The sequence below is a fragment of the Bradyrhizobium sp. genome (assembly GCF_035309285.1).
Taxonomy (GTDB): Bacteria; Pseudomonadota; Alphaproteobacteria; order Rhizobiales; family Xanthobacteraceae; genus Bradyrhizobium.
Genome location: NZ_DATGFH010000073.1, coordinates 1 through 17,643, shown reverse-complemented (window position 1 = coordinate 17,643; position 17,643 = coordinate 1). Strand labels below are relative to the sequence as shown.

Annotated in this window: 18 protein-coding genes; 7 read left to right on the top strand and 11 right to left on the bottom strand. The window is 62.7% G+C overall.

Annotated elements, in window-relative coordinates:
* Positions 1–12: 12 nt before the first annotated feature.
* Positions 13–1,506 carry an FAD-linked oxidase C-terminal domain-containing protein gene (locus VKR55_RS14015; protein WP_324404330.1) on the bottom strand — a complete coding sequence of 498 codons (1,494 nt, stop codon included), beginning with the start codon at positions 1,504–1,506 and terminating at the stop codon, positions 13–15.
* Between the two features lie 221 nt (positions 1,507–1,727).
* Between VKR55_RS14015 and VKR55_RS14010 the strand changes: the two genes are divergently transcribed.
* The gene (locus tag VKR55_RS14010) at positions 1,728–2,120 is read left to right on the top strand and encodes a c-type cytochrome (RefSeq protein ID WP_324404328.1); all 393 of its coding nucleotides are present in this window, start codon (positions 1,728–1,730) and stop codon (positions 2,118–2,120) included.
* Positions 2,121–2,222: 102 nt separating this feature from the next.
* Here VKR55_RS14010 and VKR55_RS14005 read toward each other — a convergent pair whose 3' ends face one another.
* Positions 2,223–2,738, bottom strand: coding sequence for a cupin domain-containing protein (locus VKR55_RS14005; protein ID WP_324404326.1), 516 nt, complete (start codon positions 2,736–2,738; stop codon positions 2,223–2,225).
* Positions 2,739–2,968: 230 nt separating this feature from the next.
* Between VKR55_RS14005 and VKR55_RS14000 the strand changes: the two genes are divergently transcribed.
* The gene (locus VKR55_RS14000) at positions 2,969–3,274 is read left to right on the top strand and encodes a hypothetical protein (RefSeq protein WP_324404324.1); all 306 of its coding nucleotides are present in this window, start codon (positions 2,969–2,971) and stop codon (positions 3,272–3,274) included.
* Positions 3,275–3,339: 65 nt separating this feature from the next.
* On the opposite strand, the gene VKR55_RS13995 is transcribed toward VKR55_RS14000, so the two are convergent.
* The 5 genes from VKR55_RS13995 to VKR55_RS13975 form a co-directional block, all read right to left on the bottom strand.
* Entirely contained in the window at positions 3,340–5,775 is a 2,436-nt protein-coding gene (locus VKR55_RS13995) for a spermine/spermidine synthase domain-containing protein (RefSeq protein ID WP_324404322.1), read from the bottom strand.
* Between the two features lie 112 nt (positions 5,776–5,887).
* A complete protein-coding gene (locus tag VKR55_RS13990) occupies positions 5,888–6,112 on the bottom strand; it encodes a type II toxin-antitoxin system RelE/ParE family toxin (protein WP_324404320.1) in 225 nt (74 codons plus the stop codon).
* A gap of 55 nt (positions 6,113–6,167) precedes the next feature.
* Positions 6,168–6,395 carry a hypothetical protein gene (locus VKR55_RS13985; protein ID WP_324404318.1) on the bottom strand — a complete coding sequence of 76 codons (228 nt, stop codon included), beginning with the start codon at positions 6,393–6,395 and terminating at the stop codon, positions 6,168–6,170.
* Between the two features lie 50 nt (positions 6,396–6,445).
* The gene (locus tag VKR55_RS13980) at positions 6,446–11,023 is read right to left on the bottom strand and encodes an autotransporter domain-containing protein (protein WP_324404316.1); all 4,578 of its coding nucleotides are present in this window, start codon (positions 11,021–11,023) and stop codon (positions 6,446–6,448) included.
* Between the two features lie 333 nt (positions 11,024–11,356).
* Positions 11,357–12,319: an alpha/beta fold hydrolase gene (locus VKR55_RS13975; protein WP_324404314.1), complete on the bottom strand. Its 963-nt coding sequence runs from the start codon at positions 12,317–12,319 to the stop codon at positions 11,357–11,359.
* A gap of 428 nt (positions 12,320–12,747) precedes the next feature.
* Between VKR55_RS13975 and VKR55_RS13970 the strand changes: the two genes are divergently transcribed.
* Positions 12,748–12,930: a hypothetical protein gene (locus tag VKR55_RS13970; protein WP_324404311.1), complete on the top strand. Its 183-nt coding sequence runs from the start codon at positions 12,748–12,750 to the stop codon at positions 12,928–12,930.
* Between the two features lie 70 nt (positions 12,931–13,000).
* On the opposite strand, the gene VKR55_RS13965 is transcribed toward VKR55_RS13970, so the two are convergent.
* The 3 genes from VKR55_RS13965 to ykgO all read right to left on the bottom strand — a co-directional run bounded on the left by VKR55_RS13965 (position 13,001) and on the right by ykgO (position 14,337).
* The gene (locus tag VKR55_RS13965; protein ID WP_324404309.1) at positions 13,001–13,255 is read right to left on the bottom strand and encodes a hypothetical protein; all 255 of its coding nucleotides are present in this window, start codon (positions 13,253–13,255) and stop codon (positions 13,001–13,003) included.
* Positions 13,256–13,487: 232 nt separating this feature from the next.
* The gene (locus tag VKR55_RS13960) at positions 13,488–14,111 is read right to left on the bottom strand and encodes a tetratricopeptide repeat protein (RefSeq protein WP_324404307.1); all 624 of its coding nucleotides are present in this window, start codon (positions 14,109–14,111) and stop codon (positions 13,488–13,490) included.
* A 100-nt stretch (positions 14,112–14,211) separates the two neighbouring features.
* Positions 14,212–14,337 carry a type B 50S ribosomal protein L36 gene (gene ykgO, locus VKR55_RS13955; protein ID WP_006611362.1) on the bottom strand — a complete coding sequence of 42 codons (126 nt, stop codon included), beginning with the start codon at positions 14,335–14,337 and terminating at the stop codon, positions 14,212–14,214.
* Between the two features lie 290 nt (positions 14,338–14,627).
* Here ykgO and VKR55_RS13950 point away from each other — a divergent pair, with 290 nt between their 5' ends.
* The 3 genes from VKR55_RS13950 to VKR55_RS13940 all read left to right on the top strand — a co-directional run bounded on the left by VKR55_RS13950 (position 14,628) and on the right by VKR55_RS13940 (position 16,943).
* A complete protein-coding gene (locus VKR55_RS13950) occupies positions 14,628–15,512 on the top strand; it encodes an amidohydrolase family protein (protein ID WP_324404173.1) in 885 nt (294 codons plus the stop codon).
* A 221-nt stretch (positions 15,513–15,733) separates the two neighbouring features.
* Complete coding sequence (locus VKR55_RS13945) at positions 15,734–16,480, top strand: haloacid dehalogenase type II (protein ID WP_324404171.1); 747 nt, start codon at positions 15,734–15,736, stop codon at positions 16,478–16,480.
* Complete coding sequence (locus VKR55_RS13940; RefSeq protein ID WP_324404169.1) at positions 16,470–16,943, top strand: YbaK/EbsC family protein; 474 nt, start codon at positions 16,470–16,472, stop codon at positions 16,941–16,943. The genes VKR55_RS13945 and VKR55_RS13940 overlap by 11 nt, the downstream gene beginning before the upstream one ends.
* A gap of 6 nt (positions 16,944–16,949) precedes the next feature.
* On the opposite strand, the gene VKR55_RS13935 is transcribed toward VKR55_RS13940, so the two are convergent.
* Entirely contained in the window at positions 16,950–17,294 is a 345-nt protein-coding gene (locus VKR55_RS13935; protein WP_324404167.1) for a hypothetical protein, read from the bottom strand.
* 113 nt (positions 17,295–17,407) lie between these two features.
* On the opposite strand from VKR55_RS13935, the gene VKR55_RS13930 reads away from it, so the two are divergent.
* Positions 17,408–17,643 (top strand): hypothetical protein (locus VKR55_RS13930; RefSeq protein ID WP_324404165.1); only part of this gene is annotated, 236 nt, incomplete at its 3' end.

The following is a 17,643-nucleotide window of genomic DNA, read 5'->3' as shown; positions in this document are numbered from 1 at the left end:
GACTCTCTCCACCTAGAACCTCGGCAGGTCCGGAAACGCGAGCTGGCCGGCATGGATATGCATGCGGCCGAGCTCGGCGCAGCGATGCAGGGTCGGAAATACCTTTCCGGGGTTGAGCAGGCCCTGCGCGTCGAAGGCGCATTTCAGCCGCTGCTGCTGGTTGAGGTCGATTTCGGAAAACATCTCGCCCATCAGATCGCGCTTCTCGATGCCGACGCCGTGCTCTCCGGTGAGCACGCCGCCGAGCTCAACGCAGCAGCGCAGGATGTCGGCGCCGAAGGCCTCTGCCTTCTCGATCTCGCCGGGCTTGTTGGCGTCATAGAGGATCAAGGGATGCAGGTTGCCGTCGCCGGCGTGGAAGACATTGGCGACGCCGAGGCCATACTTCTCCGACAGCTCACGGATGCGCGTGAGCGCCTTCGGCAGCGCGCCGCGCGGAATGGTGCCGTCCATGCAGAGATAGTCCGGCGAGATGCGCCCGACCGCGGGGAAGGCCGCCTTGCGGCCGGCCCAGAACAGGTTGCGCTCGGTTTCGGAATTGGAAATCTGCAAGGTCACTGAGCCGCAGCCCTTGGCGATCGCCTCCACGCGCTTGATCAGCTCGTCGACCTCGATTCCCGGCCCGTCGAGCTCGATGATCAGCAGCGCCTCGACGTCGAGCGGATAGCCGGCGTGCACGAAGGCCTCGGCGGCGTGGATCGCTGGCTTGTCCATCATCTCCATGCCGCCCGGGATGATGCCGCTGCCGATGATGCGCGCCACGCATTCGCCGGCGGCTTCGACTTGCGCAAAGCCGACCATCAGCGCGCGCGCCGTCTCCGGCTTCTGCAGGATGCGCACCGTGACCTCGGTGACGACGCCGAGCAGCCCCTCCGAGCCCGTGATGATGCCCATCAAGTCGTAGCCAGCGTTTTCCGCCGACTTGCCGCCGATGCGCAGGATCTCGCCGGTCATCAGCACGATCTCGCAGCCGAGCACGTTATTGGTGGTCATGCCGTATTTCAGGCAATGCACGCCGCCGGAGTTTTCCGCGACATTGCCGCCGATCGAGCAGGCGATCTGCGAGGACGGATCGGGCGCGTAATAGAAGCCGGCGTGCGCCACCGCCTGGCTGATCGCAAGATTGGTGACGCCGGGCTCGGTGACCACGACGCGATTGTCGAAATCGATCTCGCGGATGCGCTTGAATTTGCCGAGACCCAAAAGCACGCCGTCGGCGATCGGGAACGCGCCGCCCGAGAGCGAGGTGCCGGAGCCGCGCGGCACCACCTTGATGCCCTGCTCGTGGCAATATTTCAGGACCTTTGCGACCTGCTCGGTGGTGTCTGGCAGCACCACCACCATCGGCGGCTGGCGATACGCGGTGAGCCCATCGGACTCATAGGCGCGCATCTCAGCCGTGCTGTCGATCACCCCCTCGCCCGGCACGATCGCGCGCAGCGCTGCCACGATCTCGTCGCGGCGCTTGAGCACCGCGCGATCTGCTTCCGGCATCATGATGGCCATGGGCGTTCCCTCCACCTCTGCCGATTTATCGATTTGTCACGGCAAATCAACCACGTCTGCCTCCCCTTGGGTAGACCACCCGAATGTCGGATTGCACGGTGACTTCGCTTTGGGGCAAGTTCGCCACCGCAAAACCTGTCATGGTTTTGCGGCCTGCCCGGTCCATGCGGACCATGTCACATAAAATCCACGACCCTCCGGGACGAAACGAAGAGCACCCCATGAAAATATTGACCTTGACCGCGCTTGTCCTCGTCACCTCATTCGCGACGGCATCTGCCGCAATGGCGCAGGACGTCGCCGCCGGCGAGACTTCCTTCCACAAATGCCTGCCGTGCCACTCGATCGGCGATGGGGCCAAGAACAAGGTCGGACCGGAGCTGAACGGGCTCGACGGTCGCCACTCCGGATCGGCGCCCAACTATTCCTATTCCGACGCCAACAAGAATTCCGGCATCACCTGGAACAAGGAGCAGTTCCTCGAATACATCAAGGGGCCCCAGGCCAAGATCCCCGGCACCAAGATGGCGTTCGCCGGCATCAAGAACGAGAAGGAGGCCAACGATCTGTGGGCCTACATTTCGCAATTCGACAAGGACGGGAAGAAGAAATAAGCAGCGTGCGGCAGCGGGCCGTATCGTCGCGCATCGATCGTGTCCGCCTCGCTTCCGGCGATAGCGCACAAGCGGGCATGATCGGTGATCATTAATGCGAGATCAATGCGGCGCCTCCGGCGGACCTCCCGGAAAGCGAACCCCGAAGCGCTGGATAAGGCTGGGAACGCTGCTCATGTCCATGTCGAGCGCATAGCGTTCGCACAGCGCTGCGAGCCGCTGCGGATCAGGGGGTCCACCGATCAGCTCTGCCCCCAGCTCGCGAAAATAGTTCTCGAATCCAGCCGGCGATATGATTTCCAAAACCCGGGCTGGCGCGTCGCCGGCATTCCAGAACGTGTGCCATTGTTCGCGCGGCTTGAAAATCAGGTCCCCGGGATTGCCAACGACCACGGCATCTCCGAGCAGCGCCCCGACACTCCCCTCTAGCACGAAGCTGTATTCGTCCTCGCGATGGTGCCGGTGCATGGGAGCCGCCAGGGCGCGCGGCTGCATCGGATGCTCGACCAGCGCAAAGCGTTTGCCCGCGTCGTCCCCTTCAATGACGAGCCGGGCGCCTGTGCCGCCCAGAATTGCGAGGTGGCCATCATGCGGACTGAGTATCCTTGGCGATGCCATGGTGCCCTTCCTTCGACCGCACTCCTCCGCTGCGCCGCGATATCACCTTGAGAGATGACCGTATTCCGTCCCTCTCTTCCGATCAACCAAGACGAATATCCGTTGCGGGTCCACAAACGGAAATCGGGTGACCTCCGAACCTCTCCGTCGGGAATCCGAAGATTGGAACTGCCCGCCCGTTTTCCCGTTCCTTCCGGGCCACGCAGAGGGCACACGGGAGGAAACGGCAGATGTCACTGGTCGGTGATCCTGGATGCCAGCCTTTCTTGCACAGCGGGTTGCGGGGGGTCGGCTTTGGAATGGTCACAGACGGAGGCGCATCGCCTCAGCAGGTGCGGGTGGTTGTGACCTTCGAAGCCCTTGCCGGAGCCGGTCACGTCAACATCATCCGCTTTCCCGCCGCTCTCGCGTGTTTCGAAAGCCTGCGGAGCAGAGTAGAGGCCGCGGCCAGCACGAAGTTCGACCGGATCGGCCCTCGGGTCCAGGCGTTCGAAGGCCTCCCCACGATCTTGTTGATGACGGGCGACCCGATGTAGCCAGGGAAAACAAAAAGCCCCGGCGGCGCGGCCGGGGCTTTTGTTTTGATGCAGCTCGCCAGCCGCTACGACCCCCGCGCGGCCGCTGCGACCCTCCGCGCCGACACGGCCGGCTCGAACGAGAACAGCCAGGCGAGCCCATAGAAGCCCATGGCGAGCAGATAGAGGAAGGCGAAGCCGAAATACATGGAATTGTATTCCATCAGCCCGCCGAACAGCGCCCCCATCAGATTGTAGGCGAGCGCGGTCGAGATATTGACGTCCTTCTTGCCGATCAGGGTCGAGAACACGAAGCCCGAGAAGAACAGCGGGATCGTGAGCACCACGCAGGCGACAATCAGGTTCAGCAAAGGCGAAGAGAACGCGATCAGATCGTGGTTGCGCGCCGAGAAATAGCCCAGCAATAGACTTGCAAGCAGCCCCGCGTAAGCGAGGCTCGTGCGCGGCACGAGCTTCTTCCGCACCATCCAGTTCGCGAGAAAAGCCATCACCAGCACCAAAACGATGGTCGCGGCGATGACGAACCAGGTGCCGCCGAGATGGAGCCCAAGCTCAGTGATCGCCTTGGTCTCAACCAGCATGAAGCCGCTCCCTAGGAAGAAAAACGGCAGATAGGTCCGCTCGACCGGTCCGGTCCAGCCGATGGTCTTGCGCACGAACATGGTCGAGAGCAACAGCACCATGCCGAGCGCGAGCATGTAGCTCACCGGATAGGTGCGCTTGATCATGTAGAAGAACGGCCAGTCGTCGGTCGGGATGCTCTCTTCCGGATAGGGCTGGGCGAAATATGCCGACACATCCTTGAAGCCGAAAGCGGCGAAAGCATTGGCGTCAGGCATGACGATGTCATGCCCCTTTTGCGTGACAAACGCCGTCGTGGTCTTGGAGTCGTAACCGACGCGGACCGCAAGCGGCTTGCCGGCGCCAGGGATGCCGGAGAGGATATGCGACAGCTTGAAGCCGAGCGACTCGTTCGGCAGCGCGAAAGAGATCGACATCACGCCGTCGGGCTTCAACAGCTTGAACGCCTCGGTGATGCCCTCGCGGGTGTAGACATAGGAATCGACGCGCAAATTGGAGGCATGGCTCAGCGCCGTGTGCGAATCCAGCACGCCATAGATGATCAGGTCGTATTTCTGATGCGCGGTGCGGAAGAAGTTGCGCGCGTCGTTGATGATGACATTCACGCGCGGATCGTCATAGGGATGCTCGGGGTGATAGCTCCGGCCGAGATAGACGATCGCCGGATCGATCTCGATCGCATCGACATGCGAGGCGCCCATGCGCAGCGCCGCCGCGACGTCGTTGCCGCTTCCGGCGCCGACGATCGCGACCCGCTCGGGATGCTTCTTGAAGCTGAAGGGAAACTCGTAATAGGCGCGGACGTATTTGTCCTCGTCCGGCTCATGGCCGCGATTGGCCTCGGAGAGGTTGAAGACCTTCTGGTAGTAGGAGCCGCCCGAGAGGATGTTCATCAACCCGTCGGATTTCGCCATCTTCTCCAGGAGCTGATAGGGCGAATAGATGCGCTGGATGTCGACCTGAACCGGCCAGGCGAGCACGGTGATCAAGAGGCTGAAGCTCGCCACCCCGAGCGGCAGGCGCTGGGCGTCGCGCGCCAGCACGAAGGTGAGGAGCACGCCGCCGATGGCGGCGAACCAGATCACAGGCGAGAGCCAGAACAGGCTCATCACGCACAGCACGAGCACGCCGAGGATGCTGCCGATCAGATTGAGGCCATAGGCCTTCAGCGCATCGGTCGCGCCAAGCAGCTTGCCGCAGAGCTGGCCGACCGGATAGCAGATGCAGGCGCAGAGCACAAAGCTCATGCCGAGCAACAGATAGAGCGGCACCGAGTGCTGGAACAGCGAGAACCAGTTCAGCCGATCCATCCAGATCGAGATCGAAGTCTGCTCCTGCATCGGCAGCGCCGAGAACACGTCGGTATTGGCGCCGACGTCGTAGCGCAGCAGCGTGATGACGCCGACAAAGGACGCGAGCATCGGCAGCACCAGCGCCGGCGCGCAGGGCTGCTTCTCTGAGACTGCGTAGCCGGCGCCAAGGCCGAGGAAGCAGGCGAGCAGCGTAAAATTCTTGAAGAAGGAGAACACCGGGAAGACCGAGGCGAGCCAGCGGATCATGACGAGCTCGAGCAACAGGCTCACCATCGTCACCAGCACGATCAGGCGGATCTTCTCTTTTGGCGCGACGGCAGCAAAGCCCGTCTCGAACAGCGAGCCCATCTCGCTGACCCGTTGCTCCAGCGGACGCGAAAGCCAGGCTGGATAGAGCATGACCACCAGCGCGCCGGCGCCGAGCGCAACGCGCAGCCCAATCAGGGCCCAATCGGAGAGCGCGAAGCTGTTGCCGTCAAGAAACAGGCGCAGCGCAAGCAGCGCGTAGACGAAGACCAGGCTGCCGAGGCAGATCAAGAAAAACCGGACGAGCCGGAGGTTGGCGTCGTCGTGAGGTTGCGCCACGCCGGCGGATTGAATGCCCATGCTGCCCGACCGTTTCCTGTTAACCGGAAAGGCCTGAGCATGAGGGAGTTTCGATTAAGAATTTGACAAATATTTAGCGCAAACTGCCGGAAAGGGCTGGTTTTTGGGGCTTTCAGGGCGTCGGCCATGGCCGACGGCGGGCATCGCGGATATGGAGGAGCCAGATCTCCTCACCCTCGATCCGGTAATAGATCTTGTAGGGATACCGCGGGACCACCAGCTCACGCACGCCTGCGAGATCCGTCGGCTGTCCCAATCCGGCATGCGTTTCGAGACTGCGGATAGCCCGAACAACGGCGCGCCGCACATTGATCGCGCCCTTTGGGCTACCGTTCATCGAGGTAGTTGTAGATGGTTTCGCGATCGAGATGCCCGCCGTGTGTAGCGGAGTCTTATAAGCGGCGGCGCGCGTCGGCCTGTGCAACGTCCTCGTCGGAGACGAAGTCACCGCGCTGAGCCTGCGCGAGCCCCTCTTCAACGGCTGCACGCGTGTCGGCGTCAAGGTGCACGACCTCAGTCGGGTCGCCCGCAAGAGTGAGAAGCGCGGTAGCCAGCGCATCCTGATCTTCCTCAGGAAGCTCACGTACTCGTGCAATTGCTTGTTCCAACAGCTTTGCCATGTCACTTCATATATCACGAACTGGGCCGAGGCACCACCTCGCCCCTCCCCTCACCACACGTACCGCACCACCCCCTTGCCGGCGTAGCTCGCGGTGACTTGCGAGAACTCGCCCTCGAAGGTGGCCGACGCCGACCAGCCGTTGCGCCATTTCATCTCGGCAGAGAGAGTGGTCAGTGCGCTTTCGCTCGCCTGCGCAGCGCCGTTGACGACGAAGGACGAGCCCGGCAGTGCCTGGAAGGTCGCCGCGATGGCGCGGTTCGGATTGTAGTCATGCGCCCAGGCGAAGCGGCTGCGCAGCGTGAGCAGGCCAGTCAAGAGCGCAAAGGAGCGGTCGGTGCGGAAGCCGAGCTCGGTCCGCGTGTCGGTGACGGTCTGTGACCCATAGCCGAGCGCGAAGGCGTTGCTGCCGAAGGTCGCGGCTTCCGCATAGCTTGGCAGGAAGAAGCTCGTGAACTGACCCGCCGCATAGGGCGTGATGCCGAACCATCGGGTGGCGAAGCGGTAGCCGCCCTCGAGGCGTCCCGACAGCGCGTTGGCGTTGAACTCGGCCCGCAGATTGGAGCCCATCACCAGGCGATTGGTGGTGACGTCCTGCCAGCCATAGGCGAGCGCGGCGGAGACATAGGCCGGGCCCGCATTGTGCCTGACAAAGCCGCCGGCCTGGAACAGGTCGCTTCGGCCGCTACCGGCATTGCTGACGTTGAAGCTGGTGCCGCCGCCGGCGAGCGCAAAGCCCGCGATCGTGCGCGGCGAGAGCAGATAGTCCGCGCCCGCTGCCATGCCAAAGATGCTCGACGTGTCGCTGTTCGAGCCGACGAATGCATTGCCGCTGGTGGTCTGCGAGCCGCCGAAGGCCGACGCCCAGATGCTCCAATGCGGATCATAGAACTGGCGCAGCGGCGCCTTGGTGAACACCGCCGCGTAGGCGGCGCGCTCATTCTGCGACAGCGTCTTGCCGCTCGCGGCATAAGCGCTTGCGCCGGTATCCTCCTCGGCATAGCCGTTCGCGCCCGGTGTGCCCTGCGTAGTCTCGCGTCCGCTGATGAAGGGATCGAGCAGCGTCGTGATGAACTGGGTCATTGCCTGGAACGTGGTCTGCTCCGAGCCCGTCGCGCTCTCGCCCGCGACCTGCGACAGCCCCGCTTGCGTCAGCGTCGCGAAGCTGACGGGAATGCTGCCGTTCGAGTTGAAGAAATTCGAAAGCGCGTTGGCGACGTTCTGCTGGTTGCTGTTGAGGCTGCCGAGCGCGTTGTAGTTCAGCGACAGATTGAGGAAGACATTGTTGGCGTCATAGCCGAGGTTGCCCGCCAGCGTCGTCGGCAGGTTGTTGACGCCGGCGAACGTGCCGGTGATGCCGCCGGTGGCATTGAGGATGGTGTACCGCTTCGACACCGAGGTCCCGAGCAGCGACGCGAAGACGTCGCCCGCCAGCGTGGCGGTGCCCGTGACATTGACGCGGTCGGCGAGGTTGTTGTTGATCTCGACGAGATAGGCGCCGGCGGTTGCAAACACGAGATTACCCTGCACTGTCAGCGGGCTACCGGGATTGGCCGGCGCCAGCAGACCACCGGCATTGATCGTCGCGCTTCCGACCGTGCCGCTGCCGGAGAGCACGCCGCCGGCATTGACGAACACCGCAGACGTGATCGACCCGGTGACGGAGAGCGTGCCGGCGTCAACCGTGGTGGGCCCCGTGTAGGTGTTGACGCCGCTCAGCACTGTGGTGCCGGGCCCCGCCTGGATCACCTGGCCAGCACCCGAGATGACACCGCCGAATGTGTAGGTGTCGGAGCGGTTGAAGACGAGGAACTTGTTGGTCGAAGGATCGCACTCCGAGGCGAGATTGCAGTTCGGATCGGACGCAATAGTGGACTGATCCGAGAAGGTGATGTTGCCCTTCACGCTGCCGCTGGCGCCGCCGGTGCCGAGCACAAGCGTGCCGGCACTGATGGTGGTGCTGCCGGTATAGGTGGCATCGCCCGCGATCGTCAGCGTGCCCGTGCCATATTTGATGAGCTGGCGCGAGCTGTAGTTGCCGTTGGTGAGGAACGAGGCGTCCGGCGCCGAGTCGTTGTCGGCGAGCCCGAACCGCAGCACGGTCGCCTGCGGGAAGTAGCTCGTGACGTCGTAGAGCACATAGGCGCCGGCGCCGATCGAGGAGACAGCGAGCACGTCGACCGCCTGGTTGTAGGCCATCGCGTAGACGAGGGCGTTGGGCAGGCCCTGTCCGAACGCGCGCCAGCCGGAGAGGCCGCCGTTAATGTCGGCGTCGGCGACCGTGATCGGGCTTTGCGTCGGCAAGATGATGCAGCCGTCCGGCGTCGCGGTGTTGCAGGAGAGCGGCGTGTTCAGCCCGCCGACCAGCAGCGCGTTGACGCCATTGTTGGAGATGAATTCGACCGAGGTCGGGCGAACGAAGCCCGGCACGTGCTCGCTGAGATTGATGGTCGTGAAGGTCGCGGTCGGGCCGGCATTGGCGTTGGTGGTGTAATAGAGGTTGCTGGCGTCGGCCACGTAGATGTTCGAAGAGTTGCGATTGTCGAACACGATACCGGTCGGCGTATCACCGGAATAGGCGGTGAGCTTCGTCAGCGCTCCGCCGGTGCCGAACCAGACCGACCCACTGATCGTGGTGCTCGGATTGACATAGGCGCCGACCGCCAGGGCCTGCGTGTTGTCTTGCGTGCCATAGCTGACGACGCTCGGTAACCCATTGGGCCCTACGCTCCCGAGGTCGGTGAGCACCAGATTGACTGAGGTCGCGTTGACGTTGACGTTGCCGGAAAGCGTGGTGTCCTGGGTCGTGAAGACATCGGTCACGCCGGTCATGACGATCCGCGTCGGATCTATCCTGTTGAGCACGAATTGGCCGGAGAATGCACCATTGGGCGCGGCACCGGTGAGAACGCCGCAGTCCTGATTGTGATTCGCCCCCAGGCTGCAGTTGATCGTGGCGCCGCCGGGGCTGTTGATGGGATCCGTGCCCGGACCCAGCGGCTGTCCCTGCGCGTTGGCGATCAGGCGGTACGCAAATGTGAGGTTCTCCTCCGTCGAATAGATTACGCTCTGTCCCTGGCTCCGCAGCGTGACATCGTTGATGGCGACATTGGTGCCGTCGCCGCCGTTGATCGTATCGAACCGAGCGCTGCCCGGCGCGTGCTGCAGGGCCACGCCGTTGTCCTGCAAGGCAATGCCGACGCGCTTGCTGTTGGCGTCGTAGGCGATCGAATAGCCCTCGAACACGCCGAGATTGCCGTTGAGGCCCGACCAGCTTCCAGGCCCCCCCGGATTGGTCAGCTTGTAGATGCCGCCGTCGCTCGACAGGATCAAATTGCCGTTCTGGTCAAAGGTCATCGAGCGCGAGTCGGAATGGACGGTGCTGGCATCCTGGGAATTTGGAGCCGTGCCTAGTGAGGTCAGGCTGGTCCATGCCGCGGCGTCGTTGCCGGTATATTGGAGACGGTAGAGCTGAACCCCTGTGAAGCTGCCCGGAGGGGTGTCGCCGGAGAGATAGATGTTATTCTGGTTGTTCGGATCGATCGCGATATGCAGATTGGCCGGCGTCTGGTTAAGACCGGATACGACATTGGGCGCCGCGGTAAGCTGATTCCAGGTTGCGCCCTGGTTCGACCCCAGGAATACCCCGAGAAGCGATCTGTGGGACCCGACGTCGCTGATCGCGACCGCGACCGACCCGCCCGGCCCCGCGGCAAGCGTGATTGCCGTTGCATCGCCGCCCGCGGTGATCATGGTGGGGGCGTTGGCCGCCGTGAAGATCGGCGCCCAGGTCGCGCCCTTGTCGTGGCTGATGTAGACGGCGGTCCCAGCCTTGTTGGCGCCGATCTTGACTGCGGCGTAGAAGGTGGAGGGATCGCTGGGGTCGGCGACCAGCGAACTCACGGCGCCGGCCGGCAATCCGCTGCCGGCGGCGCCTGCCATGTTCGTGAAGGTTTGCCCGCCATCGATGCTGCGAAACAGGCCGTAGTCCGCGGTCCTCGCGTCGGCGTTCTGGACCTCGAATGTCGCAGCCAGGATCGTATTGCCCCGCGCCATCGCGCTGACCACGGATTGGCCGGCGAATAGGCCGTTCGGGCCGCCGAGCGTGCTCCAGCTCGCGCCGCCATTGGTGGTGTAGAGCAGTCCGGTCAGCGCACCGCTGCGACCAGCGGAGGAGAGATTGAACTGGCTGTACTCGCCATTATCAACTGCGCCGATGCCAGCGACAATCGTCCTGCCGCTGGGATCCAGCGGATCGAGGCTGAGGCTTGCGATCGACAGCGACGCCTGGTTTTGGGTGAGCGCTGTCCAGGTCACTCCGCCATTGGTGGTCTTCCAGATGCCGCCATTGGTCGAGCCGGCGAACATCGTGCCCGCGCCGAGTACGGAATCAAGCAGCACCGATTGGACCGCACCGGCATCAGTCCCATTCGGCGACGCATCGGCGCTCGCGATCCAGTTGACGTTCCCCAACTCCGGGGCCGGCCCCTGCGCAACGAAGTTTTGAGCGGCGGCCGGATGCGGCGCGGCGCCAGCGGCCATCATCAACACGAGGATGGAGGCGGCGAATCTCCGCCGCGATCCATGCCGGATCAACGCCCTGCCCGCCTCTTCAAGGCGGTACGCCACCCACCCCATCGTACACCCCCAACCCAAGAACGCGGGTCAGCCCTGATGTCCCAGCCATTAGGCGCCAGATGCCTCAGACACTAGTTCTCGACTATGGAACCGCAATGACGTCTGCGACAGAACAACGCAGTTTGGCCGTGACTGTGTCCTTTCAGGCACGCCGATACCCGGACCCGCGAGAGCCGGCGTGCGACCGATCGAACGATAGGCCCGCCGATCGGAAGGTGACTTGGACCCCTCAGCGGTCCATTTGGACCGATGGGCGCTCTGGGCTGCGGACGGCGCGGTTTGAAGCCGACTGTGTCCGTCCGGGCACAGTCGCAAGCGGCCAACCTAGCGCGCGGCCGCCGCGGTTCTTGGCCCGATCCGCATCACCATCGCCTCGACCTCGGCGACGACGAGAGCGGGCACGGCGTTCTGGATCATGTGGCCCATGTTCGGCAGCACGATCAGCTTCGCGTTCCCCACCGCGCCGGCAAACAGGCGCGAATGAATGACCGTCGAAACCGTCTTGTCGACGTCGCCGGAGATGATCGTCACCGGCGCCTTGATCTCGCCATAGCGCGGCGCCTGCTCTTCCACCGCCTGCTTGAGCGTCACGAGATCGCGCGCGTTGGCGAGAAACTCGCGTGGCCTGAGCAGCAGCAGCGCCGCGGTGTCACTCACAAAATTCTCCGGCATCGCCTGCGGCAGAAAGACGCCGCGCGCACTTCGCTCCGCCAGCAAGAGGCCAAGCGGCAGCGTCATCGTGTAAGCGAGCAAGGGGCCCACGATGGGCGTCGTCACGGCGGTGTTGATGAAGCCGACGCCGCCGTACCAGGGATGCGTCACCGGCGCGAGCATCACGAGGCCCGCGACGCGCTTCGGATAATCCAACGCCAGGCGCGCGCCGAGCGCGCCGGCCGCCGAATGCGCGACAACGATGACCGGACCGGCATCGAGCTGCCGAAGCGCCTCCTCGATCATCCGCGCATGCACATCCGGCGTCGAATCTCTTTCGCGCTCGCGCACGCTCCAGCCGTGGCCGGGACGGTCGATCAGGATCACGCGATGACGCTCTGCGAGCAATTCGCCGAGCGGTTTCTTCATCGCCTCGAGATTGCAGCTTGCGCCGTGCAACAGCAGGACGGGAGGGCCAGCCGCCTCGCGCGGCCCGAGTTCGACCACATTCAGCGTCGCACCCATGACGGCGATGCGTTTTCCCTGTGGAGGAAAGCGGCGACCAAGCGCAAAAACGCTCGCTTGTGTGAATAGCGCGAATATCGCCAGCGCCGCCACGACGATGATTGGAATCATTGAGATTTCCCAAACGACAGCGTTGATCGAGAATGACCGTCGAGACTCGCGAAAACAGCTAGTTCAGCCGCTGTCGCAAGCAAAGTGCTCTGGCAAGACGTTGATTCGAGTTAGCCTTTGGACATGGCCCTGACCTTGTGACACGGTGGCTGCACGCGAAGCGAGCATCACCTCGGCATTTTCCAGCCACAGGAGAATGACGAGGCCGCCGCGCAGCGGTTTCGCGACTTAATTGTGGAGTTTTCCCGTATTATTGCGGAGTCCTGTCATACGGGCGTCGTCGGCCATTTTATAACCATGGTCAGCACTTTTTCTTGAGCGCGGGCGCAACGCTTTGAGGCTTGAGCGAGCTCGATTCATCCACGTGATCCACAGGAACGTGAATCGGGCACCTCAGATTAAGTCCCGCGGGGGAAGAGGAGGTTGAGATGACGTTCGGACCGAATGAAGACGCCATCGACAAGATCGTGGCAAGCTGCAATGGCGACCTGCGCGGGGCGCTGAAGGCGCTGCTGATGGTCAATGAGCATCTCGAGGCTGAGATCGCGCAGCTCTATGCGGCGGCCGCGCAATACGGCTTGACCGAGCGCGGCAACAACGTGCTGCACTAGCGGCGCCTGATCCGGAAAAAGTGGGGACCTTTTTCCGATCACACGATGCGCCCGCAACACGTGGCCGCCGTCACTTCTTCTCGGCGGCCTCGTCCTTCGGATCGACCTTGGGACAAACCGAAATCGTCGAGCGGGCGAGCTTCGCGTCGTCGCGCGATTTGTAGGGACCATCCGCGAAATAAATATCGCCCGCCACCACCGGATTGGAGGTGACGATGTCGCATTTGCCGGTGGCGTGATTGCCGGTTACCCAGAACATGCCGTCGGCAAAGCCGGCGGTTGTGGCGAAAGCCAAAAAGCTGCCCGCGAGCATCAAGCGTTTCATCGTTCTCGCTCCTTGACCGCAAACAATAGTCGGTTAAGCGCGCGTTAACGAGCAACGTTCCACCGCACAAATCAAGCGTTGAGATCGTGGTTAACTGCCGGGCACGCCGATCTATCGATTTGCAGCATGATCCGGAAAAAGGCCTGCCCCGCACTTGATGCGGGGTGGAAACCGGTCTTCTGAAAAGCATGCCCTCGGGCTCGACCCGAGGGATCATGCTCAAACAAGGCGATCAGATGTCGCGGCCTTCGACCTTTTCGCTGAGCTGCTTGACCAGCTCCGGCACCTTGTCCAGATGCGGGTTGATGGCGAGCGCCTTGCGGAAGGCGTCGAGCGCGCGTTTATCCTCGCCGAGATCCTGCATGATCATGCCGAGCCCGGCGAGCGCGCCAAAATGCCGGGGCTCTCGGATCAAGACCTGCTCGATGTCGGCGAGCGAATCCATGTAGTCGTTCTTCAGGTAGTACAGCGTCGCCCGCCTGTTCCAGGCTTCGGTGTAGTCGGGGCGAATCTTGATGATGGCATCGAGCAGCTTGATCGCGACATCCATCTGGTGCGCATCCATCGCGACCTTGGCGCGCGTCATCAACAGCGCCACGGTGTCGCTCGGGGTCTGCAGCCAGATCGCCCAGATCCGTGCTTCCACGTGCTTGGCGCTGGCTTCATCCGGCGCGGCCTTCAGCGCGCCGAACAGGAAGTCCAGCCCCTTGGCGCGATCAACCTTCGGGAGCTTGGCCGGTGCTTCCGGCGGCTTGCGTGGCGTGAGCGCGTGCGGATCGTCCTGCGCGAAGGCGAACGACGGGGCCATCGCCAGCGCCGCGGCGATCAGGAGGCTTCTCGGGAATCTCAACGCCATGTCAAAAGTCTAGACGCGGAACATCGCGCCGCAAAGCGCGCAATGCGTCAAAGACCTGTGAAGGCGAAAGTTTCGCGCGGACTTGAAAAAAGCCGCCAGATCAACCCTGCCGCGCCTTGAAGCGGCGCTGCACCTTGTTGATCACATAGACCCGGCCCTTGCGGCGGACCAGACGGTTGGCGCGGTGACGGCCACGCAGCGATTTCAGCGAGTTACGGACCTTCATGTCAAAATCCTTGCTTGCTTGTCGAAGGCCGTAGGGCCGAATTCTTGCAAAAATGGGATTTGCCCCGCCGACGGCAATCCGTCCGGGGACGGCGCGGTTTCTATCACCAAAGCCCCAAATGTCAATGCAAACAGGGCTTTCCGCGCGGGTTTGGGCCTCGGCCCTGCCTGATTGACCCGGCTGGCGAATTCGGCCGGAACCCAGGCCAGCAGCTTGATATTTCGCGTGCCCAAATTTGTTATATCGTATAATCAATTTGGGAACGCCAACAACTCGCCCCGGGAACCGAAATGCCCAAGCTGAAGCTGCCCGACATCGAAAAGGTCGTTGCGATCGACATCCACACCCATGCCGAGGAGCCCTGCGGCATGCATGGCGACGACGGCTATGACGATTTCCAGGCGCAGATGGCGGACTATTTCAAATCGCCGCACAAGCATCCGCCGACCGTGCCGGAGACGGCGGCGTACTATCGCGCGAAGAACATCGCCGCGGTGATCTTCCCGGTCGATGCCGAGCGCGAGACCGGCTTCCGCCGCTACAACAATTACGAGATGCTGGAAGTCGCCTCCGAAAATCTCGACGTCCTGATCCCGTTCGTCTCGATCGACCCGCACAAGGGCAAGCTCGGGGTGCGCGAGGCGAAAAAGCTGATCGAGGAATACGGCGTCCGCGGCTTCAAATTCCATCCGACCATGCAGGGGTTTTATCCGAACGATCGCATGGCCTATCCGCTCTATGAGGCGATCAACGACGCCGGCGCGATCGCGCTCTTCCACACCGGGCAGACCGGCGTCGGCAGCGGCATGCCCGGCGGCATGGGGATGCGGCTGAAATATTCCAACCCGATGTACATGGACGATGTCGCCGCCGATTTTCCGGATCTGAAAATCATCCTCGCCCACCCCTCCTTCCCCTGGCAGGAGGAGGCGCTGTCGGTCGCGACCCACAAGCCCAACGTCTACATCGACCTCTCGGGCTGGTCGCCAAAGTATTTCCCGCCGATTCTGGTGCGCTACATCAACTCGATCCTCCAGGACAAGATGCTGTTCGGCTCGGACTGGCCGGTGATCACGCCGGACCGCTGGCTGTCGGACTTTTCCAAGCTCGATATCCGCGACGACATCCGCCCAAAGGTGCTAAAGGCAAACGCACGGAAGATTTTGGGGATCTAGATTTGGATTGAAACGGTTCGGCATCGGAAGTTCACCTCTCCCCTTGTGGGAGAGGTCGGATCGCATCGCAAGATGCGATCCGGGTGAGGGGTTCAGGTCTCTCGATTGAGCGGGCCCCCTCACCCGGATTGCTTCGCAATCCGACCTCTCCCCGCTGGGGAGAGGTGTACTGAACTCGCTGACGGTCCAAGTCATCCAATTCAGCAAGCAAGGAGCGCGCGGTGACTATCCAAGCCGTTGTCTTCGACGCCTACGGAACCCTCTACGACACCCAGTCGGTGGCCGACGTCACCGAGGAAGCGTTTCCCGGCTATGGCGAGATCATCACCCAGGTCTGGCGTATCAAGCAGCTCGAATATAGCTGGCTGCGCTCGCTGATGCGGCGCTACGAAAACTTTGCAACGATTACACGCGATTCGCTCGCCTACACCTTGCGGATTCTTGGTCTGCAATACGAGGATGACACCTTCGCGCGCATCATCGACAGATATCTGCACCTCGACCTCTATCCCGACGCGCTGGCTGCGCTCGACGCGCTGAAGGACAGGAAGCTCGCGATCCTGTCCAACGGCAGTCCTGACATGCTCAATGCGCTGGTGAAGAACAGCGGCCTCGACCGTGTGCTCGAAGCGACCATCAGTGTCGATGCCAAAAAGATCTTCAAGCCGAGCCCGGAGGCCTACCTGCTGATCGAGGAGGAGCTCGGAATCGCACCCGCTTCAGTCCTGTTCGTCTCCTCCAATCCGTGGGACGCCTGCGGCGCCAAGGCGTTCGGCCTCAACGTCGCCTGGATCGAGCGGGTGACGCCGGAAGCGATGGCGCTTCTCTGCGTCAAGAGCGACTTGCTCCCGCCGCTGACCCTGTTTAAAGCGCTGCGCACGCAGATGGACGCACTCGGCGTCGAGATCGACCATCGCATCCGATCGCTGTCCGAATTGCCGAAAGTCGTTGCCTTCCATGAGTCTTGAATCCGTCCGCGCCTTCTTTGCCGAAAAAGCTCCCGACATATCCGTCATCGAATCGCAACAGAGCTCGGCAACCGTCGTGCTCGCGGCCGAGGCTTATGGCGTCGAGCCGGCGCGGATCGCCAAGACGCTGTCGCTGCGCGTCGGTGACCGCGTGGTGCTGATCGTGACCAGCGGCACCGCGCGCATGGACAACAAGAAGGTGAAGGCGCTGTTCGGCGGCAAGCCGAAGATGCTGGGCTTCGATGAAGTCGCCGAGATCACGGGACATGAGGTCGGCGGCGTCTGCCCGTTCGGGCTGAAGACGCCGCTCGCCGTCTATTGCGACGTCTCGATGAAGGCCTTCGATATCGTGGTGCCGGCCGCCGGCTCGACCCACAGCGCCGTGCGCATCGCGCCCGAGCGCATGGCGGCATTGACGTCGGCCGAATGGGTCGATGTGTGCGAAATCAGGACCGAGGCCTGATCGTCATCATAATCGACCGTCATCGTAATTGCTGGAACCAGGCGCGACACGCGAATGCGGCTGCGCGACGTGGCCGCGCTGCGATGGCACCTGTTGCTGCGGCGACATCCTGTTGTTGGACTCGAACACGGCGCGGCAGCCGTCCGACAGATTGGGCGTGTTCCGTCGCAGGCAGGCCGTGATCCGGTTCGCATCGGGAATCTGGTCGCTGCACAGCCGCCACACATCACCCGTGCACGCCATCTGCTGCTCCCAGGTTCCCCGATAGTCTTCCGCAGATGTCGGCGCGAGCGTGACGAGGACACTGCCGGCCGCCAGACCCAGGCTGAAGACAATCCGATGCGCGCGCATGTGCGATCCTTCCCGCTGACGTGATGAGGGCGTTCAGGGTTGGCTAATGAATGCGGCGCGCGAAGGTTTACCGGCACAACAAAACGTGAAGCAGGTTCCGCGTCGAAGCGGCGATGGACGCGCGCGATCCCGTTGCCTGTCGGGCAAATCACTTCGCGTCGCTTCGTTTTATCAGAAGCAAAGTCAAGCGCTCCGCGCAAAAATATTCTGCTTCCGTTTTTCGGAATATCATGATTTGTTTCGCCCATCCCGCTCCGGCAAGAGGGGCGTTTCGGCCGATCGTCACGAACGTGGAGCGGGATGCGATGGACGTGTTGCAGCCGGTCAGACGAAACTGGGTGCGATGCGG